The following is a 25,207-nucleotide window of genomic DNA, read 5'->3' as shown; positions in this document are numbered from 1 at the left end:
GGACAGCCATGAACGCGGCATTCGACATCAAATCGCTGGTCCAGGAAATCGACTACGGCACACCTGCCTCTGAAGCCGAGCAGCAAGTGACGCTGACGGTCGACGGCAAGTCGATAACAGTGCCGGCGGGGACCTCGATCATGCGCGCATCGATGGAAGCCGGCGTCGAAATCCCGAAACTCTGCGCCACCGACATGCTGGACTCGTTCGGCTCCTGCCGGGTCTGCCTCGTCGAGATCGACGGGCGCGGCGGCACGCCGGCTTCATGCACTACGCCGGTCGGCGAAGGCATGGTCGTGCATACGCAGACCGATCGGCTGAACGCCATTCGCCGCGGCGTGATGGAACTCTACGTCTCCGACCACCCGGCGGCGTGGGGCGAGAAGGCCGGCACCGGCGCCAGCGAGTTCGACAAGGTCGTCACGACGGTCGGCCTGACCGAGAACCGCTATGGCGTGGACGGCCGCAACCACGTCAAGCAGCAAAACGGCGTGGCGCCCGGCCATGGCTCGCTGACCATCGATTACATCGCCCGCGACGAATCGAACCCGTATTTCACCTATGATCCGACGCAGTGCATCGTCTGCTCGCGCTGCGTGCGGGCCTGCGAGGAGGTGCAGGGCACGTTCGCGCTGACCATCGAGGGCCGCGGCTTCGAATCCAGGGTCTCGGCCGGCATGCACGAGGCGTTCGTCGATTCCGAATGCGTGTCGTGCGGGGCCTGCGTGCAGGCCTGCCCGACCGATGCGCTGAGGGAAAAGACCGTGCTGGCGAAAGGCCTACCCGAGCGCTCGACCGTCACCACCTGCGCCTATTGCGGCGTCGGCTGCTCGTTCAAGGCCGAGGTCAAGGGCGACGAGGTCATCCGCATGATGCCCTACAAGGCAGGCAAGGCCAACCACGGCCACTCCTGCGTCAAGGGCCGCTTCGCCTATGGCTATGCGACGCACAAGGACCGGATCCTGAAGCCAATGATCCGCGAGAAGGTCAGTGATCCCTGGCGCGAAGTGTCGTGGGAAGAGGCGCTCACCCATACCGCCAACGAATTCCGCCGCATCCAGTACCAGTACGGCCGCACCTCGATCGGCGGCATCACCTCGTCGCGCTGCACCAACGAGGAGACCTACCTCGTCCAGAAGCTGGTCCGGCAGGGCTTCCGCAACAACAATGTCGATACCTGCGCCCGTGTCTGCCATTCGCCGACCGGCTATGGCCTCGGCCAGACCTTCGGCACCTCCGCCGGCACGCAGGACTTCGATTCGATCGAGCAGACGGACGTGATCCTGCTGATCGGCGCCAATCCGACCGATGCGCATCCGGTGTTCGCCTCGCGCATGAAGAAGCGCATGCGCGAGGGCGCCAAGCTGATCGTGCTCGATCCGCGCCGCACCGACATCGTGCGCTCGGCCCACGTCGAGGCGCAGTTCCATCTGCCGCTGAAGCCGGGCACCAACGTCGCCATGCTGACCGCACTTGCCCATGTCATCGTCACCGAGGGCCTGTTCGACGAGGCCTTCATCCGCGAGCGCTGCGACTGGGACGAGTTCCAGGACTGGGCATCGTTCGTGGCGCTGCCGGAAAACAGCCCGGAAGTGGTCGGCCAGCTTGCAAATGTCGATCCCGACGACATACGCGGCGCGGCGCGGCTCTATGCTCGCGGCGGCAACGGCGCGATCTATTACGGCCTCGGCGTGACCGAGCACAGCCAGGGCTCGACCACCGTCATCGCCATTGCCAACCTCGCCATGGCGACCGGCAATATCGGCCGGCCGGGCGTCGGCGTGAACCCGCTGCGCGGCCAGAACAATGTGCAGGGCTCCTGCGACATGGGCTCGTTCCCGCACGAGCTTCCCGGCTATCGCCACATTTCAGGCGACGCGGTGCGCGCCATCTATGAGAGCCTGTGGGGCGTCAAGCTCGACGACGAGCCCGGCCTGCGCATCCCCAATATGCTGGATGCGGCCGTCGACGGCTCGTTCAAGGGGCTCTATGTGCAGGGCGAGGACATCCTGCAGTCGGACCCCGACACCAAGCATGTCGCCGCCGGTCTCGCCGCGATGGAATGCGTCGTCGTGCACGACCTCTTCCTCAACGAGACGGCCAACTACGCGCATGTGTTCCTGCCCGGCTCGACGTTCCTCGAGAAGGACGGCACCTTCACCAATGCCGAGCGCCGCATCAACATGGTGCGCAAGGTAATGGAGCCGAAATGCGGCTATGCCGACTGGGAAGCGACGCAGGAGCTCGCCAAGGCGCTCGGCCTCGGCTGGAACTACACGCATCCGTCCCAGATCATGGACGAGATCGCCAAGACAACACCAAGTTTCGCCGGCGTTTCCTTCGACCTTCTCGACCGGGTGGGCTCGGTGCAGTGGCCCTGCAACGAGAAGTCGCCGGAAGGCACGCCGATCATGCATATCGGCGGCTTCGTGCGCGGCAAGGGCAAGTTCATCCGCACCGAATATGTCGCGACCGACGAAAGGACCGGACCGCGCTTCCCGCTGCTGCTGACCACCGGCCGCATCCTGTCGCAATACAATGTCGGCGCGCAGACCCGGCGCACCGACAACGTGGTCTGGCATAGCGAGGACCGGCTGGAGATCCATCCGCACGATGCCGAAAATCGCGGCCTGCGCGATGGCGACTGGGTGCGGCTGACCAGCCGCTCGGGCGAGACGACGCTGCGCGCGCTGATCACCGAGCGGGTGTCGCCGGGCGTCGTCTATACGACCTTCCACCATCCCGACACCCAGGCTAACGTCATCACCACCGACTTCTCCGACTGGGCGACCAACTGCCCGGAATACAAGGTGACCGCGGTGCAGGTGGGTGCATCCAACGGCCCGTCGGAATGGCAGCGCGACTATGACGAGCAGGCAAAGCAAAGCCGCCGCATCGCGAAGTTGGAAGCGGCGGAGTAGTCCTTGACCGCGCGCCGCAAAGCCATTGCGCAGATCTCGCGTCTCGCGCGCCGCGCCGGCGGCACTGCGGCCGCCAACCGCATGGTGCCGGAAGAGACGCCGGTGGCGTTCTCCTTTGCCGGCACCACGCATGCGGTGATGATGGCAAGCCCGGCTGATTTCGAGGATTTCGCGCTCGGCTTCTCGCTGACCGAAGGCATCATTGCCTCGCCGGACGAAATCGAAGCGATCGAGGTCGAGGATCACGGCGCCGGCATCGATATCCAGATCCGGCTGAAGGACCAGGCCAACACCCGCTTCGAAGCGCGTCGCAGACGCCTGGCCGGCCCGGTCGGCTGCGGGCTGTGCGGCATCGAATCGATCGAGGAGGCGATGCGCTCGGTAAACCCGGTCGGTGCGTCGCAACTTACACTTCAGGCCAATGACATCGTCCGCTCGGTCAAGCTTTTGTCGAAGCTGCAGCCGCTGCACGCCGAGACCGGTGCCGTCCACGCCGCCGGTTTTTACCTTCCCGGCAAGGGCATCGTCATGGCGCGCGAGGATGTCGGCCGCCATAACGCGCTGGACAAGCTGGCTGGCGCGCTGGCCAAAGCCGGTATCGACGGCAGGTCGGGGGCCGTCGTCGTCACGTCGCGCGTTTCGGTCGAGATGGTGCAGAAGACCGCGGCGATCGGCTCGGCCGTCATCATTGCCGTCTCGGCGCCGACCGCACTTGCCATCCGCACCGCGGACGATTCCGGCATGACGCTGGTGGCGCTGGTGCGCGGCGACGATTTCGATATTTTCACCCATCCTGACCGCGTGGTTTCCGGAGTTGCCAAGCATGTCGCATGACGAAGGCCACCTCATGAGCACCAGCGAAAAGCTGGTTCGCATGGCCAACCAGATTGCCGCCTTTTTCCACTCAAAGCCGCGCGAGCAAGGCATTGCCGGCGTCGCCGAGCACATCAACAAATTCTGGGAGCCGAGGATGCGCCGGCAATTGTTCGAGATGCTGGACAGCGGTGGCGAGGGGTTCAACGAGCTTGTCGTCGCGGCCGCGCCACACATCAAGCGGCCGGGCGCGCCGGAGGGCGCAGGTTTCAGCGTCGGCGGAGCGAACACCGAGACTGCCGCCGCGTCACAGAAGTAGGCGCCGCGGGCCCACATTCACACTCTCTGAAGTTTCATCTGCCGCAGGCCGCGCGCCTCTGCTATGATCCGGCGATAAGAAATCGTCGGGTCGGGCGGACAACTCGTGAGGCCGATCGAAACTCGATACGCGCTCAGTGGCGACGTGCGGATCGCCTATCAGGTGGTCGGCCAGGGATCGCTCGACCTCGTCTTCGTGCCGGGTTTCATTTCCAATCTCGACCTGCACTGGGAAGACGAGGGCTACACCCGGCTGTTGAAGCGGCTTTCCGCGTTCTCACGGCTGATCCTGTTCGACAAGCGCGGCACCGGCCTGTCCGACCGCGTCGATGTCCACCACCTGCCCAGCCTCGAAACCCGCATGGACGATGTACGCGCGGTGATGGATGCGACCGGCAGCGGCCGCGCCGCCTTGCTCGGCGCTTCGGAAGGCGCGCCGATGGCAATGCTGTTCGCCGCCACCTACCCGGAGCGGACGCGGGCGCTGGCGCTTTATGGCGGCTATGCGCATTTCCACAAATGGGTGATGCCGCCGGAACGCCTTGAGGCGTTCATCGCGACGGCGGAGACCGCATGGGGCACCGGCGCCACCCTGCCGCATTTCGCGCCCGGCCGTGTCGACGATCCGCGTTTCGCCACATGGTGGGCGCGCTTCGAGCGGCTGTCGGCGAGCCCGACCGCGGCAATCGCCCTAGCCCGCATGAATGCGGCTATCGACGTGCGCGGCGTGCTGGCGGCGATCAGCGCACCGACGCTGCTCATCCATCGCCGCAACGATGCGCGCGTCGACCCGGAGGCCAGCCGCTTCCTGGCAAGGAAGATCCCGAATTCGCGGCTGGTCGAGGTGGCCGGGCGCGACCACCCGATCTGGACCGGCGATATCGACCGGGTGGCCGATCTGATCGAGGAATTCCTGACCGGAGCGCGCGCCGTTGCCGAGGCCGAGCGCGTGCTGGCTGCACTGCTGGTCACCCGGATCTACGACACGGCGCGGCTTGGCGACCGCATGTGGAGCGAGCGCAGCCAGCGTTTTCAGGAAACATGGCGGCTTACGGTCGGGCGCCATGGCGGCCGCCCGGCCGGCACGCATGGCGAGCTGATGATGGCGCGTTTCGACGGCCCGGCGCGGGCCGTACGCTGCGCGGCGACGCTGCGCGACGCGGCGCAGGAGATCGGCGTCGCCAGCGCGCAGGGCGTGCATGTCGGCGAGGTCGAGTTGCGTGGGCCGCCGACGGGGTTGACGGCGCGCGTGACGATGCAGCTTGCCGCGCATGCCGGGCGCGGCGACATCCTCGCTTCGCGGCTGGTCGCCGACCTCGCCGCCGGTTCAGGCCTTCATTTCAATGACGCCGGGCGCATCGCGCTTGACGAGCTGGATGAACCGCTGGCGCTGGTGCAGGCGACCTCGGAACAGCATCTGGAGCCAGCCTGCCGGCCGAAGGCCAAGGCTGCTGCCGAGCCGGCCGCACTGACGGCGCGCGAAAGCGAGGTGGTGAACCTCATCGCCGATGGCAAGAGCAATGCCGCGATCGCCGCCGAACTCGGGCTGAGCGAACACACCGTCAAGCGTCACGTCGCCAATATTCTGCTCAAGCTGGACCTGCCGTCGCGGGCGGCGGCGGCGGCGTTCTCGGCCCGGCATGCTGGCCCGCACGGGCCATAGCAGCCATGGCGCTTTCGGGCGAAGCGGCCGGGCATGCGTAAGCGCTATCACTTCGTCCCATGCAGGCCAGGCGGATATCGCCGGGAAAGGCGCTGCGAAGGGAGGAATAAAATGCTGAAGTCGACACTCAAATCACTGGTGCTGGCGGCAGGCGTTGGCGCGCTGTTGGCGATCGTTCCTGCCAAGGCCGAAGACGCCTCGGCGACGGCTGCCTACAAGGACATCCAGGCAACGCTCGGCTCGGTACCGGACATGTTCAAGACGCTGCCGGATGTCGCCGTTGCCGGCGCCTGGGCCGAGATCAAGGGCGTGCAGCTCAACCCGAACACCGCGCTCGACGGCAAGACCAAGGAATTGATGGGCCTCGCCGTCGCCTCGCAGATCCCCTGCCAGTACTGCATCTATTTCCACACGCAGGCGACCAAGCTCAATGGCGCCAGCGACGAGGAGATCAAGGAGGCGGTGGCGATGGCGGCGATCGTGCGCCACTGGTCGACGATGCTCAACGGCAGCCAGGTCGATCTCGCCACTTTCAAGAAGCAGTCCGACGAGGTGTTCTCGGCCGTCAAGGCGAAGTCACAGTGAAGAAGCCACTGCCCGGCGGCGAGCGCCGGGCAGTGGCTGATCAAGCAACCACCCGATCCGAGAAAACGGGCCTATGGAGGAAAAAATGCTGACCAAGACACAGACGATAGACGGCGCTGCGATCAAGAAGGCGATTGAGGGCCGTGATGGAAAATTGCTGGCGAGCTTCTATGCCGACGACGCATTGGTGCGGGTGATCGACCGCAACAACCCGCCGAGCAAGCCGCGCGAAATCCGCGGGCGCGCTGCGATCACTACATTCTGGGACGACATTTGCAGTCGGGCGATGACCCACAAGGTCGACACCACCATTGCCGACGGCAACAACCTCGCCTTCACCCAGGCCTGCTCCTATCCGGACGGGACCAAGGTATTCTGCGCGGCGATGCTGGAGCTGAAGAACGGCCAGATCGCACGGCAGACCGTCGTGCAGGCCTGGGACGAATAAGGAGGCGGCGATGTTCAGTGCCAGATGGCAGATCGACGCCAAGTTCGGCCACAAGCAGACCGTGCTCGAACTGTTAAAGAATGGGAACGCGAGATCGGCTCGCTGGTCGGTGTCGACGACCTCAAGTTCCAGATCATGACCGGATCGATCGGCGCGCGGGAAGCGACGATCAAGTCCCACCAGCAGGTCGAAAGCCTCGCCCAATTGGAGGCCTTCTTCGCCAACATTGGCAAGATCGATGCGCACGCTAAATGGCGCAAGGAGATGGAGCCCTACCTCGTGTGGGGCACCAGCCTGTGGAACATCTACCGCATCGTGGAATAGCAGTCCGGCTTACTCCCTTCTCCCCGTCACTTACGGGGAGAAGGTGGCGGCAGCCGGATGAGGGGCAGCGCGACGTCTGCAGGAGAGCTCTACTCGCTCTCGCCTTCCAGCGCCGGCACCGACACGCCGGCAAGCTCGGCCGCGAGCAGCCGCGACGCACCGGCGCGTGCGATCCGCAGCATCAGCGCCTTGCGCGTCGCCGCTGCCATGCGGTGCTCGGGCGCATCGCGCAAAATCTCGGCACCGTAGCCGTCGGAGAGAATGAACCCGCACTCCTGCGGAAAAATTTCCGAAGGCACGCCGGGATGGGTGGCGAAGAAGAAGCGGTCGGAATGCAGCCGGTAGTCAGGCCATTTGCGGTCGACCCTGAAATCCTCGATCGAGGATTTGATTTCGATGATCCAGATGTCGCCCTGGCGGGTCAGCGCGACGAGATCGGCGCGCCGGCCGGTGGCCAGCGACAGTTCGGGCAAGACATGCGCGCCCATCTGCCTGAGCAGCCGCTGCACGCCACGCCTGACCAACATGGCGCGCTCCGACTGGCGGCCGTCGATGAGCGGATTGAGGGGTAGAGGTGAGATGATCGGCATGGCGGCACCATGCCAGATTTTGTTCACGGTTTGAACCCTGGTTTTGATGGGCGATTACCCACTTTACAAACACGGCGATGTGCATGATACCTTGAATCCACAGTAGGAATCCGGGTTATGAGTGTCCTTTTCGAGCCACACTTCCACAACGAAGCTGCTTTCGAACGGCTGGAGACGGGCAAGAAGGCCCGTTAGGCAAGGCTGAGTCACAATGAGCGTCGTGAGCGGCGTGGCGCTTGTACGTCTTCTGCTGAAGATCTATCGAGCCCGAACGGCCTGCCCATTCTCTTCGAGAGCATACAGGAATGGCTGGCAGAGCGCGCCCCCTTCCAACAACTTAACAGCGTCGAGGATAGCTTTGGCGGCAGCAAGCACCCGCAAATGTTTGTAGCCGGTGGTGGCTTCAACCATTTCCCTGAAGACGATTTTGCGGCCTACGTGATGTTGTTGCCTTGGCAAAACCCAGAAAACGTTGTGCTGGTGATCAAGCCCGAAGAAGGGCCTACCCGCGTCTTCAGGCCTTCCTGTTTGTAAAGTGCATAATTGCCTTTTGAGAAACGATAAAGGCCACAAGGCGGGCCGCTCGCGTTATGAATGCGTTTCCTACTGGTGAGGGGAGCTATGTTTTCGCGAGGCGTCGCGGTTGATCTAATATTCACCGCTGCAGGCCCGATAGTGGTCGCAGCATAATCAACAAGGTGGCGAAGCATGGTTACTGAGAATGCAAGTTTGACGGTCGAGCAGACCAGGCTCAACAGGATGCTCACGCGGGGCGTCGTATTTTCTGTTATTTGGCTAGCCGGTTTCGGGTCTTCTTATGCACTCTACCAAGGGCTTCTGGCGCGACGGATGATAAAAATGAATCCCGTGCTTCGGGGAAATGGCCGCGCCTGGTGGTGCATCATTGTGGGAGGGCTTGGGGCCGCAGCCTTATGTGCGATAGTTGGCGCCGGCATTTTCAACGCCATGACACAACCCTAGGTCACGCTGTAACACCGCCTGCCGATCGGGTGTTGGGTCATATTGATTTGCAGGTCCCGTTCAATGAGTGCTTCCGGCGTCATCCTCCCATCATTGGCCGTCATTTCCCGCCCGCAAGTCTAAAGCTTGCTGATTCATATCAGAATGCTCCTGTCCCGTCGCCGGGCCGCACCAGATATGGCAACTCAGACTTGCCATTGTCATCGACCCGGCCCTCAGCTAACCGGCATCATGCCCTCCAGGGCAATGATTCTCGTCTTTGCGCAGCGTTCGCGGATGGTTTTGAGGCGGCCGTATTCTGGAGAGTCGTACCATGCCAGGAGGGACGCCATGTCCGGGAATTCGACAATGACGAGGCGATGAGGTTCCCAATCGCCCTCCAGAACTTTGGTGGCTCCGCCGCGAGCGATATACCTCCCCCCGTAGCGGGCTTCGGTTGCCGGCACGTCCCGGCGGTATTCCTCGAAAACGGCGGCGTCGGTTATGTCGACATCAGCAATGAGATATGCGGCCATTGACCTTACTCCCGGAAAAAAAACATTGAAACAGGTCTATTAGCGGCCCCGCAACTAAGCCAGCGGTACTACGCCTCGGAAACGACTCGCGTTCTCCCGGATTGGGGCGCTTAACTGTCTTGGTGGGGGCAGCTCTGGGAGGAGACGAACCATGCCGATGTATCTCACGCGATTCAGCTACAGGCCCGAAACCTGGGCGCGCTTGATGGATAATCCCGAGGATAGACGCGAGGCTGCCCGTTCCTACATCGAGTCGGTCGGCGGAAAGCTGCACGGGTTCTGGTATGCCTTCGGAGAGTACGATGGCTGGAACCTATGGGAGGCGCCGGACAACGTGTCGATGGCATCCGTCATGCTGGCCATCGGTGCGGGAGGCGCGCTCAGCTCGTACCAGACCACCGTCCTGTTAAGTGTCGAAGAGACGATGGACGCGCTTGGCAAAGCGAAGTCGATCCGGTACCGCCCGCCGGGATCGTGACCGCCGCCCGCGCTTTGCGGAGTGTCGAAGGCTGGGGAACGCTTGCTCTCGGACGGCGCACGTTCCTAAACTTTTGCGCAAAAGAGTCCACTGCGGCTCTTGGCAGCGCCGGCAGCTTGCGCTTTCAATGTCGGCTACGGTGTTTTACGAGGAGCATTAGATGACGGAAGATGACGACCGGAAATCGGCGACGCCGGAGGAAATCCGCTCGGCCATCAGAGGCTGGGCGGTGCTTGGGGCAATTATCGTTGCCGTGTTTGGTGCGCCCTACGTCATGATCGATAGTTGAATGGCCAACGATCCTGGTCGCCCCGATGGATTGCCTGAAAAGATCGGTACGGTCCTTGGTGCATTGGTGGTGATCGGCACGTTCGGGCTTCTGGCCTGGACCGTGCTTCGCGGCGTCCTTTATTAAACCCGGCCTGTCTGGACTTTCCCTTGCGGCGGCCGCGTCTCAGGCCGATCTCCTCGTTGCGACGGATGATCTTGGCCGCAGGCCAGAGCGCCGGGCAGCGTCACCGACATCCATGAGTGATTTCCTCGGCTCGGGGTTCTTGTTCCTGGCCCCATTGATTTTGCAACATAATCCTGCGGGGGCTGTTGCCGAAATGCCATAGTCGCAGGTTTACCAGCATGCAAGCGCAAGGATATAGGCATCGCCCGCTTGGCAAGCAAAGCAAATGCCAGCATGAATGAAGATGAAAAAAGCGGCCGACTCGAGCCGCTGTTGTTTGGGCAGGCATCGGACCTTTTCATGCGCATGAAGTCACTTGCAATCGTCGCGGCCCTGGCGCTGTCGACGGCTGTCGCCGGTTGCAGCACCATCGGCTCGCAGATCTTCACCAACAACTACGGCGCGGTGACCGACGCCGGCTATCACCTGCCGCGCGTTCCGATCGAAAAGGTGCCGTTCAAATACCGCCGGCAGATCGTCGACTACGACACCAGGGAAAAGCCGGGCACCATCATCGTCGATACGCAGAACAAGTTCCTCTACTTCGTCATGGGCGACGGCGAAGCGATGCGCTACGGCATCGGCGTCGGCCGTGAGGGTTTCGAATGGCACGGCACCGCCCATATCGCGCTGAAGCGCGAATGGCCGACCTGGACACCGCCTTCGCAGATGATCAAGCGGCAGCCGGAGTTGGCCAAGTTTGCCGGTGGCATGGAGCCGGGGTTGAAGAACCCGCTCGGCGCGCGCGCCATGTACCTGTTCAACAAGGGCGGCGACATGGGTTATCGCCTGCATGGCAGCCCGGAATGGAATTCGATCGGCAAGGCGATGTCGTCGGGCTGCATCCGGCTGATGAACCAGGACATTATCGACCTCTACGACCGCACCTCGGTCGGCGCCAAGGTCATTGTGATATAAAACCCTTATACGCGGACCGTCTAGGCAACAACACAGACGTCGCAAACAGAAAACCGGGCACTTTGGCCCGGTTTTTTGTTGTCTATCGACGTTGACGATGGAACGTCGCGTCAGGAGACCTGTTCGACGTGCTGCACTTCCGGCACAAAGTGCCGGAGTAGGTTCTGGATGCCGTGCTTCAGCGTCGCGGTCGACGACGGGCAGCCGGCGCAGGCGCCCTTCATGTGCAGGAACACGGTGCCGTTCTCGAAGCCGCGGAAGGTGATGTCGCCGCCGTCCTGGGCCACCGCCGGGCGCACCCGCGTGTCGAGCAGCTCCTTGATGGTGACGACCAGCTCCTCGTCGGCCTTGTCGTAGAATTCGCCGGTCTGGCTGGTCTCGGCGGCGGGGCCGGCCTTGGCCATCACCGGCGCGCCGGACATGAAATGCTCCATGATGGCGCCGAGGATAGCCGGCTTCAGATGCTGCCAGTCGGGGCCGTCCTTGGTCACGGTGATGAAATCATAGCCGAAGAAGACGCCGGTGACGCCGGGGATTTCGAACAGCCGGCCGGCGAGCGGCGAAGCCGTCGCGGCGCTATCGGCATCGCGGAAATCGGCGGTGCCTTCATGCAGCACTTCCTTGCCGGGCAGGAATTTCAGCGTCGCCGGGTTTGGCGTCGACTCGGTCTGGATGAACATGGCCGTCTCCGTGCCCGTTTCGGGCAGCTAGTTTGGAATAATTCTAATTAGGCTTTATCCGCCCGACATTCAAGCGAAAGGCATCGCCGGCGGTAGCGGCAGGCGGAATGTTTTACCCCTGCCTTGCGCGAGGCGCGCTCAGGCGAGGCTGTCGATCTCCTCGTCCGACAGGTTCTGCGGCACCACCGTGACGGGAATCGGAAAGGCGGCGCCCTTGCCGGCGACCGCGCCGACCAGCGGCCCTGGGCCTTCCTTGCCGGCGCCTGCCGCCAGCACCAGAATGGCGATGTCCTGGTCTTCCTCGATCAGCTTGTGGATCTCTTCGGTAGGCTTGCCCTCGCGGACCACCAGTTCCGGCTCGATGCCGAGCTTCTGGCGCACCTTGTTGGCGTAGCTGTCCAGTGCGGCACGCGCCGTGGCGGTCGCCTCCTCGCGCATGATCTTCTCGACGCCCAGCCAGTGCTGGAAATCATCCGGCTCGATGACATAGAGCAGCACCAGCACGCCGCCCGTGCTTTGCGCCCGCTTCGAGGCGTAGGCGACGGCGCGCTCGCATTCGGGCGTATCGTCGATGATCGCCAGGAACTTGCGGCGATGACCGACTTCGCGGCTGAGGCGTTTGGAGACCATATTCACCCTGTTCGATGGTTTCGGCCGCAATCTGCCACCGCCACAGCCCGCCCGCAAGCGACCGGCGGCTGTGGCAATGCTGGTGCAGCTTAAAGCGCGATGCGTTCGACCAGCGACGCGCTTCAGGTTCCTGTTTTATGCATGTCGTTATCGCAAAACCGCTGCACACTTTTGCGCGACATGCATTAGCCTTGCAGCAGGCCGATAATGTCGCGCACGGTCTTCATGGTCGCTTCGGCCAATGTGCCGGCACGCTCGCCGCCATCGCGCAGCACCGCGTCGACATAGGCGCGGTCGCCGGAGATGCGGCGCATCTCGCCGGCGATCGGCGCCAGCTTTTCCACCGCAAGGTCGGCCAGCGCCGGCTTGAACACCGAAAACTGCTGGCCGCCATATTCCTTCAGCACCGCCTCTTTCGAGATTTCGGCGAGGCCGGCATAGATGCCGACGAGGTTTTCCGCTTCCGGCCGGCCGGCAAGCCCGTCCAGTTCGCCGGGCAAAGCCTCCGGGTCGGTCTTGGCCTTGCGGATTTTCTTCGAGATGGCGTCGGCATCGTCGGTCAGGTTGATGCGCGACAGGTCCGACGGATCGGATTTCGACATCTTCTTCGAACCGTCGCGCAGCGACATGATGCGCGCTGCCGGGCCGCCGATGACCGGCTCGGTCAGCGGGAAATAGCCGTTCACCGTCTCTTCGCCGACCTCCATTTCGACGCCGACGCCAAGCGCTGCGATGCGGTCCGAAAAGTCGTTGTTGAATTTCTGCGCGATGTCGCGGGTCAGCTCCAGATGCTGCTTCTGGTCGTCGCCGACCGGCACGTGGGTGGCGCGGTAGACGAGGATGTCGGCGGCCATCAGGGAGGGATAGGCGAGCAGGCCGAGCGAGGCGTTCTCGCGGTCCTTGCCGGCCTTGTCCTTGAACTGCGTCATGCGGTTCATCCAACCGATGCGCGCCACGCAGTTGAAGATCCAGGCAAGCTCGGCGTGCTGCATCACCCGCGACTGGTTGAAGACGATGTGTTTTTTCGGGTCGATGCCCGAGGCGAGAAACGCCGCGGTGATCGAACGCGTCTGGTCCTGAAGATCCTCATAGACGAGCTGTGCGGTCAGCGAATGCAGATCGACGACGCAATAGATACAGTCGGAGGTGTCCTGCAGGGCGACGAATTTCTTGATGGCGCCGAGATAATTGCCGAGATGCAGATTGCCGGTTGGCTGGACGCCGGAAAAAACGAGCGGTTTGAAGGGGGGCTGATCGGTCATGGTGTTTCCCTGGCTTGTGGAGGGCCGTTTCGCGCGCGGCGAAAGTCTTGCGACGGCGCGCTTATGGACGAGAGCGAGGAGACGATCAAGAGGGGCGTTGGCCAGGGCGCGCAGGCTTTGACGTCGGCCGAACAGAAGGCTGTTTGAGGGATGGCGCCGACCAGAAACAAAAACCCGCCTCGGTGGGCGGGTCGTTGGAGCCAATTAGCACCATACCGAAATTAATAGCATAGCTGCCGGCACAAAGCAAGAACAAAATTGGCGCTGATGAATTTTCCCCCTCACGGATCCGGAGATTGCTCCTTGACCGGCTGGGAGCCCTTGCGCCCGATATTGCGGCGGATCATGCCGAAATCGTCACCGCCGGTGGCGACGGCGGTGACGAAGTAAAGCAGCGCCCCGCCGGCGACGAGCGCTAGCAGCGTTACCGCCTTGATCACCAGCGGCGAGCCGGAGGCGAGCCTTGCGGCGAACCAGTGTTCGGCAAAATAGAGCGCCGCGGCCATCACCGCCGCCGACAGCACCAGCCGCGGGATCCGTTTCATGAGCGGCACGTCGCGGCCCCAATGGCCGCGTCGGATCAGCACGGCGAGCAGCATCGCCGCATTGACCCAGCCGGCGACAGCGGAGGCAACGGCAATGCCGGGCGCGCCCATCGTCGGAAACAGCGTCAGTGCCGTCGTAATGTTAACCGCCACCGAGATGGCGGCGAAAATCATCGGCGTGCGCGTGTCCTCGCGAGCGAAATAGCCTGGGGTGAACGCCTTGATCAGCACGAAGGCCGGCAGGCCGAGCCCGAAGATCGCCAGGATTGCCGCGACCGTCGGCGTCGAATTGTTGGCGGCAAAGGCGCCGCGCTCATAGACCAGCCGCACGATCGGCTCGGACATGACCAGCAGCGCGGCCGCCGCAGGCAAGGTCATGAAAAGGGTAAACTCGACCGAGCGGTTCTGCAGATTGGCGGCCTCGACCAGATTGCCCGATTTCAGCGCCCGCGACAGTTCCGGCAACAGCACGATGGCGACAGCGACGCCGACGACGCCCAGCGGCAGCTGGTAGACGCGGTCGGCATAGGCCAGCGACGACACCGCACTGTCCTGCGCCGATGCGATCGCCGTGCCGATCAGCTGGTTGATCTGGGTGATGCCGCCGGTGATCGCCGCCGGCAGCGCCAGGATCAGCAGCCGCTTGACGTTCGGCGTCATCTTCGGCCGCCGGAAGCCGATCGAAATGCCGGCATGGCGCACCGCCGCCCAGACGATCGCCAGCTGCACCAGGCCGGCCGCCAGCACGCCCCAAGCCAGGCCGAAACCAACGGTGCGGGCGTCCGAACCCTTGTACCAGGCATAGGCAAGCACGGCGATAAGGATGACGTTGAGGAACACCGGCGCCACCGCAGCGGCGAAATAGCGGCGCAGCGAATTCAGCATGCCGGCCATCATGGCGCCGAGCGACATGCAGATCAGGTAGGGGAACATGACGGTCGCCAGCGCCACCGTCGTCTCGAATTTTCCCGGCGTGTCGGCAAAGCCCGGCGCCACCAGATAGCGCACGATCAGCGGCATCGCCAGTTCCATGGCGATGGTCAGCGCCAGAAGCGCCGTGAACAAGACGCCGAACACCTCTTCGGAAAAGCGCTTGGCGCCGTCGGTGCCGTGTGTCTCGATCTCCTTGGCGAACAGCGGCACGAAGGCGGCATTGAAGGCGCCTTCGGCGAACAGCCGGCGAAAGGTGTTGGGAAACTGGAAGGCGGCGTTGAAGGCGTCGGCGATCGGCCCGGTGCCGAGTGCGGCAGCCATCAGCATCTCGCGGCCGAAACCGAGGGCGCGGCTCATCAGCGTGCCGGAAGCGACCGTGGCGAATTTCTTGACAAGGCTCATGCGCTTGAAGACTGCCTGTGCGATTGGGGCAAATGGAAGGTAACCGTCACTCGGCGGCCGTTTTGGTCTTGCCGCGCTCGGACGCCGTGCCCTCGAGCACCGCGATCAGCCTGTTGCGGATGGTCGCCGTACGCGACGGGCTGTCGATCTTCTGGCCGGTGAGATCGGTGACGTAGAACGTGTCGATGACTTTTTCGCCGAATGTGGTGATGTGGGCCGAGGCGATGTCGAGCGACAGGTCCGACAACATGCCGGTGATCTCCGACAGAAGGCCCGGCCTGTCCAGCCCCTCGACCTCGATCACCGAGAAACGGTTCGACAGCGTGTTGCGGATCTCGGCGCGTGGCGGAATACGGAAAACCTTGGCGCCGCGCCGCGGCTTGGTGCGCTTCTCGATCATTTCGGGCAGCCAGCTCTTGCCCGACAGCACGTCCTCGATCAGCCGGCCGACGCGCTCGGCACGGCGGCGCTCGTCCTCGTCGCGGTCGAACTCCCTCGAGATCAGGATGGTGTCGAGCGCGCGGCCGTCCGAGGTGGTGAAGATCTGCGCGTCGACGATGTTGCCGCCGGCCGCGGCACAGGCGCCGGCAATCACCGAGAGCAGGCGCGGATGGTCCTGCGCCAGCACGGTGATCTCGGTCACCGCCTCGAACTGGTGGGTTTTGACCATGGTGGCGAGCTTCTTGCCGGCGTGATCGGCCTCGCGGATGAATTCGGCATGGCGGAGCTGGTCGGGAAGATCGACCGCCAGCAGATAGTTCTCGTAGTGCTGGCCGACATAACGCTTGCGGGCCTTTTCCGGCCAGTCGGCAAGCGCCTCGGCCAGTTGTTCGCGCGCCGCCGCCGTCCGTTTGGCGCGCGACACCTCCGAAAACCCGCCGGTCAACAAAAGCTCGGTCTCGTAGTAGAGCGTACGCAGCAACTGGCCCTTCCAACCGTTCCAGACCCCAGGCCCGACGCCGCGGATATCGCAGACGGTAAGCACAAGCAGCATCTTCAGCCGTTCGACCGACTGCACGATGGCGGCAAAATCTTCGATCGTCTTGCGGTCGTTGAGATCGCGGGTCTGCGCCGTCATCGACATGACGAGGTGGTTCTCGACCAGCCAGGCGACCGTTTCGGTGTCGGCCGGCGACAGCCCCATATGCGGGCAGATGCGCCGGGCGATCCTGGCGCCGGCTTGCGAATGGTCCTCCGGCCTGCCCTTGGCGATGTCGTGCAGCAGCACGGCGACATAGAGCGCCTCGCGGCTCTTCTTCAGCCCCGGCATCAGCGAGTGGGCGAGTGGATGGATCTTTTCCCCGTCGCCGCGCTCGATCTCGGCCAGCACGCCGATGCAGCGGATGAGGTGCTCGTCCACCGTGTAGTGGTGGTACATCGAGAACTGCATCATGGCGACGATCTTGCCGAAGTCCGGGATCAGCTTGGCAAGCAGTCCGGCCTCGTTCATGCGCCGCAGATTGAGCTCGGCGTTGCGGTCCGAGGTCAACACATCGAGGAACAGCCGGTTGGCCTCCTCGTCGCGCCTGAGCGCCTTGCCGACGAGGCCGAGAGAGCGGGTCAAAAGCTTCAGCGCATCGGGGTGGAATTCCAGGCCATGCTTATCGGCAAACCAGAACAGCCTGAGCAGGTTAACCGGATCGCGCTCGAACACCTCGTCGTCGGCAATGTTGATGCGGTGGTTGTCGACGATGAAATCGGCCGTGCCGGCGAGCTTGCGCTTGCGGCGCGAAAAGGTGAGGAAGATGCGGTTGAAGCCCGGCACATGCTTGGCCTGCTCTTCTTCCAGCGCGGCGCAGAAAATGCGGGTCAGGTCGCCGACATCCTTGGCGACGAGGAAGTAGTGCTTCATGAATCGCTCGACCGCCGACAGGCCGGGATGGGTGGTGTAGCCCAGCCGCTCGGCAATATCGCGCTGGATATCGAAATGCAGCCGCTCCTCGGCCTTGCCGGTGAGGAAATGCATGTGGCAGCGCACCGCCCATAGAAAATCCTCGGCCTTCTGGAATTCCCTGTATTCGGCGTCGGTGAAGACGCCCTTGTCGACCAGTTCCTCGCCGGTGCGCACGCGGTAGAAATATTTGGCGATCCAGAACAGCGTCTGCAGGTCGCGCAGGCCGCCCTTGCCGTCCTTGACGTTGGGTTCGACCAGGTAACGGCTCTCGCCGGCCTTGGCGTGGCGCTCGTCGCGTTCGGCGAGCTTGGCCTGGACATATTCGGGGCCGGTGGTGCGCACCACCTCGTGGTCGAAGCGCTGCAAAAGCTCGTCATAGAGCTTTTGCTCGCCCCACAGGAAGCGCGCCTCCAGGATCGAGGTGCGGATGGTGATGTCGGTGCGCGACAGCCTGAGGCACTCGTCGATGTTGCGGGTGGCGTGGCCGACCTTCAGCCCGAGGTCCCACAGCATATAGAGCATGTATTCGACGATCTGCTCGCCCCAGGGCGTCTGCTTGTAGGGCAGCAGGAACAGCAGATCGATGTCGGACCCGGGCGCCAGCGTGCCGCGGCCATAGCCGCCGACGGCCACGACCGCCATGCGCTCGGCCGAAGACGGGTTTTTGACGCGATAGACATGGGTGGCGGCGAAATCGTAGAGCGCGCGGATGATCTCATCCATCAGATGCGACAGCCGGGCGGCGCAGGCGGTGCCGCTGCCATCGTCCATCAGCATGCGTTCGGCGACCGTGCGGCCGTCGGCGAGCCGGCTTTTGAGAAGCTTGAGGACGCCGCTGCGCGCGGCCTTGCCGGAGCCGTCGCCTGCCGTGGCCGCGGTCAGTTCGGTCATCTCGCGGCGCAAGGCTTCGCCGTCGATCAGTTCCTCGAGCTTCAGGGATATTCTTGCCATAAATGCCGTTCGGCCTCGCCGTTTCGGCGGCGTCTATAGCGCGTTTTCGCGGCGCTGGGTATGGGGCGGGCGGACGCGTTCTCCACGGCCGCCGACAGGACGATCGTCTCGCGCCCGCGGCCGGTTCGGTTAGGGCCTGGCCACGAAAAATCGAAATCGGCCCTTGACCTTCCAGTTACTGGAAGCACTACCTCCGCCGCAACATCGAATACAGGGGCTTTCGGCATGACGCATTCCGATCACCATCATCACGCCCATGGCAGCTGCTGCTCGGCAAAAGGCGCACCCTCTGCTGCGGACGCCGTCGTCCGCGATCCGGTCTGCGGCATGACCGTCGATCCGGCTGCCGGCAAGCCGACGGCCGAGCATGACGGCCATCGCTATCATTTCTGCAGCGAGAGCTGCCGCGCGAAATTCGTCGCCGAGCCGGAAAAATACCTGACCGCTAGCGATCCCGTCTGCGGCATGAGCGTCGATCGCGCCACGGCCAAGCACTTTTTGCGGCACGAGGGCCGGGGCTTCTATTTCTGCTCCGCCGCTTGCCAGGCGAAGTTCGAAGCCGAGCCGGCAAAGTATCTCGGCGACAGGCCGGCGCCGCGGGCGATGCCGAAAGGCACGCAATACACCTGCCCGATGCATCCGGAAATCATCCGCGACAAGCCCGGCTCCTGCCCGATCTGCGGCATGGCGCTGGAACCGATGGGCGTGCCGACCGGCGACGAGGGGCCTAACCCGGAACTGGTCGACTTCACCAGGCGCTTTTGGGTGAGCGCGGTGCTGTCCGTGCCGTTGCTGGTCATCGCGATGACGCCGATGCTCGGCCTGACGTTTCAGGCCTTCATCGACGACCGCGCGAAGGTCTGGCTGGAGCTGGCGCTGGCCAGCCCGGTGGTGCTGTGGGCGGCATTCCCGTTCTTCCACCGCGGCTGGGATTCGATCCTCAACCGCAGCCCCAATATGTGGACGCTGATTTCGCTCGGCGTCGGTGCCGCCTATCTCTACAGCGTCGTCGCCACGCTGTTTCCGGGCCTCTTTCCGCACCAGTTCCGCGGCCATGACGGCACCGTGCCGGTCTATTTCGAGGCGGCGGCGGTGATCGTCGCGCTGGTGTTCCTTGGCCAGGTGCTGGAATTGCGCGCCCGCGAGAAAACCGGCTCGGCGATCCGTGCGCTGCTCGACCTGGCGCCGAAGACGGCGCGGCTGATCGGCGCGGACGGTTCCGAAAACGACGTGCCGCTCGAAACCGTCAAGGCCGGCGACCGCTTGCGCATCCGCCCAGGCGATGCCGTGCCGGTCGACGGCATTGTGCTCGAAGGGCGCTCTTCCATCGACGAATCGATGATCACAGGCGAGCCGCTGCCGGTCGAAAAGACCGAAGGCGACAACCTCACCGGCGGCACGCTCAACAAGAACGGCTCGCTGATCATGCGCGCCGACAAAGTCGGCGCCGAGACGACGCTGGCGCGCATCGTCGAGCTTGTCGCCAAGGCGCAGCGGTCGCGCGCGCCGATCCAGGGGTTGGCCGACCGCGTCTCGTTCTACTTCGTCCCGGCCGTCGTGCTGGTCGCGATCATAGCGTTCGTCGCCTGGGCGATCGTCGGACCGGAACCCAGCCCGGTCTTTGCCATCGTCTCGGCGGTCTCGGTGCTGATCATCGCCTGTCCGTGTGCGCTCGGCCTTGCCACGCCAATGTCGATCATGACCGCCACCGGGCGCGGCGCGCATGCCGGCGTGCTGATCAAGGAAGCGGCGGCGCTCGAGCGCTTTGCCTCGGTCGATACGCTGATCGTCGACAAGACGGGAACGCTGACCGAAGGCCGGCCGCGACTGACCGATGTCGTTGCCGTCGAAGGCATGGCGCAAGACGAGCTGCTGGCGCTCGCCGCCGGGCTGGAAAAGGGCTCGGAGCATCCGCTGGCCGAGGCGATCGTCGAAGGCGCCCGCGAACGCGGCGTGAATATTCCCGATGCCGGCGGTTTCGAGGCCGTCACTGGCAAAGGCGTTTCCGGCACGGTTTCGGGACAGAAGGTGGCGCTCGGAAATGCTGCGATGATGGCCGATCTCGGCATCGACAGCACATCGGTCCAGGCCAGCGCCGAGGCGCTGCAGGCCGACGGCAAGACCGCGATGTTCGTTGCTGTCGGCAACCGGCTCGCCGGCCTCGTCGCCGTTGCCGACCCGATCAAGGCGACCACCGCCGAGGCGATCAAGGCGCTGCATGACAGCGGGCTGAAGATCGTCATGGCGACCGGCGACAACGAGCGCACCGCCAAGGCCATCGCAGCCAAGCTCGGCATCGACGCGGTGCGTGCCGGACTTTTGCCCGAACAGAAGAACGCGCTGGTCGAGGAATTGCGCGCCGGCGGTGCCGGCGTTGCCATGGCCGGCGACGGGGTCAACGATGCGCCAGCACTGGCCGCTGCCGATGTCGGCATCGCTATGGGCACCGGCGCCGATGTTGCGGTCGAAAGTGCGGGAATTACGCTGGTCAAGGGCGATCTCAACGGCATCGTCAGGGCGAGGACGCTGGCCCGCGCGACGATCCGCAACATCCGCCAGAACCTGTTTTTTGCTTTCCTCTACAATGTGCTCGGCGTGCCGGTTGCTGCCGGCGTGCTTTATCCGCTCACCGGCACGCTGCTGTCGCCGATGATTGCGGCGGCGGCGATGAGCCTGTCTTCGGTTTCGGTGATCGCCAACGCATTGCGGCTCAGGACGTTGAAACTCTGAGTAAAACTTCCAGATAGACCCTGTTCAAAAAAGGAGACGACGAATGACCTTGGCCAAGAAGATCGTGCTGTTGATGATGGCGGCGGGAATGCTGCTTGCCGTTTTCCTCGAAAGCGTTCCGGCACAAGCCGAGGAGATGAAGCACGACATGGTCGCAATGGGCGCGCAGAGCCCCTCGACCGAGGGCTACAAGGCGGCGATGGACAAGATGCATACCGACATGATGGCAATCGAATATTCCGGTAATGCCGACGTCGATTTCGCCCGCGGCATGATCCCGCATCACCAGGCGGCGATCGACATGGCCAAGGTCGAGCTCGCCAACGGCAAGGATCCGGAAATCCGCAAGCTGGCGGAAGCAGTGATCGCCGCGCAGCAAGCCGAGATCAAGCAGATGCAGGACTGGCTCGCTGCCCATCCGGTGAAGTAGGCGTCACGCTGTCGGGGAATCCGGGCGAGAGGCTTCACCTGGATTTCTGCTTCGCCTGGATTTCCCTTGGCGGCTATGGTGCTATCCGGGCCTCGGACTGGAGCATGCCATGCCTTCGACGATAAGAACGACCACCCTGCCCTGCGGCGAAGCCGTGCCGGTGCTCGGCCAGGGCACCTGGAAGATGGGCGAGGACGGCCGCCGCCGTGGCGACGAGGCCAATGCCCTGAAGCTCGGGCTGGATCTCGGCATGACGCTGATCGACACCGCCGAAATGTATGCCGGCGGCGGTGCCGAGGAGGTGGTGGCGGAGGCCATCGCCGGTCGCCGCGACGAGGTTTTCCTGGTCTCCAAGGTGCTGCCGTCCAATGCCTCACGCGCCGGCGTGAAACGGGCGTGCGAGAACAGCCTGAGGCATCTCGCCACCGACCGCATCGATCTCTATCTCTTGCATTGGCCGGGCAGCGTTCCTTTGATGGAAACGGTAGAGGCGTTCGAAGCGTTGAAGGCGGCCGGCAAGATCCGCCATTGGGGCGTCAGCAATTTCGATACCGATGAGATGGAAGAGCTGGTTCGGTTGCCGGCCGGCGGCAACGTCCAGACCAACCAGGTGCTCTACAATCTGTCGCAGCGCGGCGTCGAGTTCGACCTCGCCCCGTGGAGCCGGCAACGCGGCATGCCGCTGATGGCCTATTCGCCGGTCGATCAGGGGGTATTGGCGCGCACCGCCAGGTTAGATGCCATCGCCGCCCGCCACGGTGCGACGCCGGCGCAGATCGCTCTTGCCTGGGTGATGGCGCAGGACGGCGTGATTGCCATTCCGAAGGCCAGCCGCCCGGAGCATATCCGGCAGAATGTCGCGGCGTTGGACATCGAGCTCACGAGCGAAGATTTCGCCGAAATTGACCGCGCCTTCCCACCACCGAGGCGGAAGTCCGGCTTGGCGATGATTTGAGGGGTGGGGCGGAAGGCAAGCCAAAGCAGCGTTCCGTCACACCCCCCTCTGTCCTGCCGGACAGTCCGGCAGGACAGAGGGGGGGTGCCGTAGAGCGCTATCGGACGAGCACTACTTCTCAGCCATCCCCTTCAGCCGGTACAGCGCCTCCAGCGCTTCCCTTGGCGTCATCTCGTCGGGATTGATCTCCGCTAGCGCCAAACCCAGCCCATCACTCTTCGCCGGCTTCGACGCTTCCCGCTGCGCCGCCACGGAAAACAGCGGCAGGTCGTCGACCAGACGGTTGGCCTTGCCCGAGACCTCGCCGGCTTCGAGCTGGTGCAGCACTTCCTTGGCCCGGCCGACGACCGCTTCCGGCAGGCCGGCCAGCCGCGCTACCTGGACGCCGTAGGAACGGTCGGCCGCACCCTTGCCGACCTCGTGCAGGAAGACCACGTCGCCCTCCCATTCCTTGACCCGCATGGTGACGTTGGAGAGCCGCGGCAGTTTTCCGGCCAGCGCCGTCATCTCGTGGAAATGCGTGGCGAAGATCGCCCGGCAGCGGTTTTTCTCGTGCAGATATTCGACCGCCGCCCATGCGATCGACAGGCCGTCGAAAGTGGCGGTGCCGCGGCCGATCTCGTCGAGGATGACCAGTGCGCGTTCGCCTGCCTGGTTGAGGATCGCCGCCGTCTCGACCATCTCGACCATGAAGGTGGAGCGGCCGCGCGCCAGATCGTCGGAGGCGCCGACCCGCGAAAACAGCCGGTCGACGACGCCGATATGGGCTGATGCCGCAGGCACGAAGGAGCCGGTCTGGGCGAGGATGGCGATCAGCGCGTTTTGCCTGAGGAAGGTCGATTTGCCGCCCATATTGGGGCCGGTCAGCAGCCAGATCGCGCCGGCCTTGGCATCGCCTTGCGGCGACAGGTCGCAATCATTGGCGACGAACGGACCTTCGCCGGAACGCCGCAGCGCCTGTTCGACCACCGGGTGGCGTCCGCCCGCAATCTCGAAGGCAAGGCTCGCATCGACCAGCGGCCGGCACCAGGCCTCGCTCTCGGAAAGCAAGGCAAGTGCGGCCGAAACGTCGAGCACGGCGAGCGCTTCGGCGCCGGCGCGGATCCTGTCGGCCTGGCCGACGACTTCCGCCGTCAGCGCCTCGAAAGCGGCAAGCTCGATCGCCAGCGCCCGGTCGGCGGCATTTGCGATCTTCGATTCCAGCTCGGCGAGCTCGGTGGTGGTGAAGCGCATGGCGTTGGCCATGGTCTGGCGATGGATGAAGCGCGCCCTGGCGCCCTCGCTGCCGGTCATCAGCGCATGATGATTGGCGGTGACCTCGATATAGTAGCCGAGCACATTGTTGTGCCTGATCTTCAGCGAGCGGATGCCGGTCTCGTCGATCAGCGAACGCTCCAGCCCGGCGATCACCTTTCGCGACTCGTCGCGCAGTGCCCGCATCTCGTCGAGTTCGGCGTGGTAGCCGCCGCGGACGAAGCCGCCGTCGCGCCTGAGCAACGGCAGCTCGTCGCTGAGCGCCTGTGCCAGATGCGTCGCCAGATCACTGGGCAGTGCCTTGATAGCTCCCAACGCCGCGGTCAGTTCGGCCGGCAATGCGGTTTGGCCGAACAGTTCGGCGATGGCGCCGGCCGCTTCGAAACCGGCGCGCAGCGCGCCGAGGTCGCGCGGGCCGCCGCGGTTGAGCGCCAGCCTGGACAGCGCGCGCGGCATGTCGGCGACGCTCTTCAGGCTTGCCCGCACCGCCTGGCAGAGGCGCGTTTCGGAGCGGAATAACGACACCGAGTCCAGCCTTGCGGCGATTGCCGCCGGGTCCGTCAGCGGCGCCGTCAGCCGGTCGGCGAGCAGCCTTGCGCCGCCGCCGGTCACCGTGCGGTCGATCGCCTTGAACAGCGACCCGTCGCGGCTGCCGGACAGCGTGCGCAGCAGCTCCAGATTGGCGCGCGTCGCCGGGTCGATGAACAGCGTCGAACCCTGCTCCTCGCGCTGCGGCCGCGACAGCGGTGGCCGCTCGGCCTTCTGCGTCTTTTCGACATAGGCGATGACGCCCGAGATCGCCGACAGTTCGGCGCGCGAAAACGTGCCGAAACTATCCGGCGTTGCCACCTCGAAGAAGCGGGCGATGCGGCCGGCGGCCGAAGCCGAATCGAACAGCGACGGCGGCTGCGGGCTGGCGACGCGGCCGAGCACGTCGAAGACCGGTTTCAGCTCCGAGTCGTAAAACACCGGCTCGGCGACGATCAGCTCGCGCGGATCGACGCGGAAGACATCGGCGAGCAGCCGGTCGGCGGTGGTCTCGGCGACGCGGAAGACACCGGTCGAGATCTCGATCCAGGCCAAGGCGAAAGCGTGCTCTGCCCCGCCCTTGACTCGTCCCAGCGCCATCAGGAAACTCGATTCCGACGGCGCCAGCAGTCTGTCTTCGGTGATGGTGCCGGGTGTCACCAGCCGCACCACATCACGGCGCACCACCGATTTGCCGCCGCGCTTCTTGGCCTCGGCCGGATCCTCGATCTGCTCGCAGACGGCGACGCGGAACCCCTGACCGATCAGCTTCTGCAGATAATCGTCGGCGGCATGCACCGGCACGCCGCACATCGGGATGTCGAGCCCCTGGTGCTTGCCGCGCTTGGTCAGCACGATGCCGAGCGCCCGGCTTGCCTTTTCGGCGTCGTCGAAGAACAGCTCGTAGAAATCGCCCATGCGGTAGAACAGCAGCGAATCCGGGTTCGCCGCCTTGATCTCGATATACTGCTCCATCATCGGCGTCGCCGGCGCGAAGGCCGGCGT

The 25,207-nt window shown here is 64.2% G+C and carries 22 protein-coding genes; 14 read left to right on the top strand and 8 right to left on the bottom strand.

Annotation, left to right across the window (positions count from 1 at the left end):
- The first annotated feature begins 8 nt into the window (after positions 1 to 8).
- The 7 genes from fdhF (at position 9) to NKI72_RS01030 (ending at position 7,072) form a co-directional block, all read left to right on the top strand.
- A complete protein-coding gene (gene fdhF, locus NKI72_RS01060) occupies positions 9 to 2,921 on the top strand; it encodes a formate dehydrogenase subunit alpha (protein WP_352830365.1) in 2,913 nt (970 codons plus the stop codon).
- A gap of 3 nt (positions 2,922 to 2,924) precedes the next feature.
- Positions 2,925 to 3,755 carry a formate dehydrogenase accessory sulfurtransferase FdhD gene (gene fdhD / locus NKI72_RS01055; RefSeq protein ID WP_352540452.1) on the top strand — a complete coding sequence of 277 codons (831 nt, stop codon included), beginning with the start codon at positions 2,925 to 2,927 and terminating at the stop codon, positions 3,753 to 3,755.
- Positions 3,745 to 4,053 (top strand): formate dehydrogenase subunit delta, encoded by a 309-nt coding sequence (locus NKI72_RS01050; RefSeq protein WP_352469984.1) that lies wholly within the window; start codon positions 3,745 to 3,747, stop codon positions 4,051 to 4,053. Before fdhD ends, NKI72_RS01050 begins: the two co-directional genes overlap by 11 nt.
- A gap of 105 nt (positions 4,054 to 4,158) precedes the next feature.
- Positions 4,159 to 5,715 (top strand): alpha/beta fold hydrolase, encoded by a 1,557-nt coding sequence (locus NKI72_RS01045; RefSeq protein WP_352813781.1) that lies wholly within the window; start codon positions 4,159 to 4,161, stop codon positions 5,713 to 5,715.
- A gap of 111 nt (positions 5,716 to 5,826) precedes the next feature.
- On the top strand, positions 5,827 to 6,300 hold the full coding sequence (locus tag NKI72_RS01040) for a carboxymuconolactone decarboxylase family protein (RefSeq protein WP_352830360.1): 474 nt from the start codon (positions 5,827 to 5,829) through the stop codon (positions 6,298 to 6,300).
- Between the two features lie 85 nt (positions 6,301 to 6,385).
- A complete protein-coding gene (locus tag NKI72_RS01035) occupies positions 6,386 to 6,748 on the top strand; it encodes a nuclear transport factor 2 family protein (RefSeq protein ID WP_352448516.1) in 363 nt (120 codons plus the stop codon).
- Between the two features lie 24 nt (positions 6,749 to 6,772).
- The gene (locus NKI72_RS01030; protein WP_352813783.1) at positions 6,773 to 7,072 is read left to right on the top strand and encodes a hypothetical protein; all 300 of its coding nucleotides are present in this window, start codon (positions 6,773 to 6,775) and stop codon (positions 7,070 to 7,072) included.
- 89 nt (positions 7,073 to 7,161) lie between these two features.
- Here the strand turns inward: NKI72_RS01030 and NKI72_RS01025 are convergent, their stop codons facing one another.
- Both NKI72_RS01025 and NKI72_RS01020 read right to left on the bottom strand, forming a co-directional pair.
- Entirely contained in the window at positions 7,162 to 7,662 is a 501-nt protein-coding gene (locus NKI72_RS01025; protein WP_352830602.1) for an MmcB family DNA repair protein, read from the bottom strand.
- A 1,196-nt stretch (positions 7,663 to 8,858) separates the two neighbouring features.
- Positions 8,859 to 9,158, bottom strand: coding sequence for a DUF1330 domain-containing protein (locus NKI72_RS01020; RefSeq protein ID WP_023676391.1), 300 nt, complete (start codon positions 9,156 to 9,158; stop codon positions 8,859 to 8,861).
- A gap of 151 nt (positions 9,159 to 9,309) precedes the next feature.
- Here NKI72_RS01020 and NKI72_RS01015 point away from each other — a divergent pair, with 151 nt between their 5' ends.
- The 4 genes from NKI72_RS01015 (at position 9,310) to NKI72_RS01000 (ending at position 11,008) form a co-directional block, all read left to right on the top strand.
- On the top strand, positions 9,310 to 9,636 hold the full coding sequence (locus tag NKI72_RS01015) for a GYD domain-containing protein (RefSeq protein ID WP_023676390.1): 327 nt from the start codon (positions 9,310 to 9,312) through the stop codon (positions 9,634 to 9,636).
- 160 nt (positions 9,637 to 9,796) lie between these two features.
- A complete protein-coding gene (locus NKI72_RS01010; RefSeq protein ID WP_352830357.1) occupies positions 9,797 to 9,925 on the top strand; it encodes a hypothetical protein in 129 nt (42 codons plus the stop codon).
- Entirely contained in the window at positions 9,926 to 10,051 is a 126-nt protein-coding gene (locus NKI72_RS01005; RefSeq protein WP_352448513.1) for a hypothetical protein, read from the top strand.
- A gap of 339 nt (positions 10,052 to 10,390) precedes the next feature.
- The gene (locus tag NKI72_RS01000; protein WP_352448678.1) at positions 10,391 to 11,008 is read left to right on the top strand and encodes a L,D-transpeptidase; all 618 of its coding nucleotides are present in this window, start codon (positions 10,391 to 10,393) and stop codon (positions 11,006 to 11,008) included.
- Positions 11,009 to 11,118: 110 nt separating this feature from the next.
- Here NKI72_RS01000 and NKI72_RS00995 read toward each other — a convergent pair whose 3' ends face one another.
- From NKI72_RS00995 to NKI72_RS00975, 5 genes are all read right to left on the bottom strand, one after another.
- Positions 11,119 to 11,688, bottom strand: a complete 570-nt coding sequence (locus NKI72_RS00995; protein WP_352813787.1) for a NifU family protein — start codon at positions 11,686 to 11,688, stop codon at positions 11,119 to 11,121.
- 138 nt (positions 11,689 to 11,826) lie between these two features.
- Entirely contained in the window at positions 11,827 to 12,318 is a 492-nt protein-coding gene (locus NKI72_RS00990) for a universal stress protein (RefSeq protein WP_023676385.1), read from the bottom strand.
- A 185-nt stretch (positions 12,319 to 12,503) separates the two neighbouring features.
- Positions 12,504 to 13,580 (bottom strand): tryptophan--tRNA ligase, encoded by a 1,077-nt coding sequence (gene trpS, locus NKI72_RS00985; protein WP_352613827.1) that lies wholly within the window; start codon positions 13,578 to 13,580, stop codon positions 12,504 to 12,506.
- A gap of 281 nt (positions 13,581 to 13,861) precedes the next feature.
- Positions 13,862 to 15,460 carry a murein biosynthesis integral membrane protein MurJ gene (gene murJ, locus NKI72_RS00980; protein ID WP_352849802.1) on the bottom strand — a complete coding sequence of 533 codons (1,599 nt, stop codon included), beginning with the start codon at positions 15,458 to 15,460 and terminating at the stop codon, positions 13,862 to 13,864.
- Positions 15,461 to 15,506: 46 nt separating this feature from the next.
- Positions 15,507 to 18,305, bottom strand: a complete 2,799-nt coding sequence (locus tag NKI72_RS00975) for a [protein-PII] uridylyltransferase (RefSeq protein ID WP_352540446.1) — start codon at positions 18,303 to 18,305, stop codon at positions 15,507 to 15,509.
- Positions 18,306 to 18,530: 225 nt separating this feature from the next.
- Between NKI72_RS00975 and NKI72_RS00970 the strand changes: the two genes are divergently transcribed.
- From NKI72_RS00970 to NKI72_RS00960, 3 genes are all read left to right on the top strand, one after another.
- On the top strand, positions 18,531 to 21,035 hold the full coding sequence (locus tag NKI72_RS00970) for a heavy metal translocating P-type ATPase (protein WP_352830350.1): 2,505 nt from the start codon (positions 18,531 to 18,533) through the stop codon (positions 21,033 to 21,035).
- A 43-nt stretch (positions 21,036 to 21,078) separates the two neighbouring features.
- Positions 21,079 to 21,465 (top strand): CopM family metallochaperone, encoded by a 387-nt coding sequence (gene copM, locus NKI72_RS00965; RefSeq protein WP_352767187.1) that lies wholly within the window; start codon positions 21,079 to 21,081, stop codon positions 21,463 to 21,465.
- Between the two features lie 109 nt (positions 21,466 to 21,574).
- Positions 21,575 to 22,420 (top strand): aldo/keto reductase, encoded by an 846-nt coding sequence (locus NKI72_RS00960; RefSeq protein WP_352849801.1) that lies wholly within the window; start codon positions 21,575 to 21,577, stop codon positions 22,418 to 22,420.
- A gap of 111 nt (positions 22,421 to 22,531) precedes the next feature.
- Here the strand turns inward: NKI72_RS00960 and mutS are convergent, their stop codons facing one another.
- Positions 22,532 to 25,180, bottom strand: a complete 2,649-nt coding sequence (mutS, locus tag NKI72_RS00955; protein ID WP_352849815.1) for a DNA mismatch repair protein MutS — start codon at positions 25,178 to 25,180, stop codon at positions 22,532 to 22,534.
- Positions 25,181 to 25,207 lie beyond the last annotated feature (27 nt).

Source organism: Mesorhizobium sp. M0437, assembly GCF_040321335.1.
Classification (GTDB): domain Bacteria; phylum Pseudomonadota; class Alphaproteobacteria; order Rhizobiales; family Rhizobiaceae; genus Mesorhizobium.
This window is presented reverse-complemented; position numbering and strand designations above follow the sequence as displayed.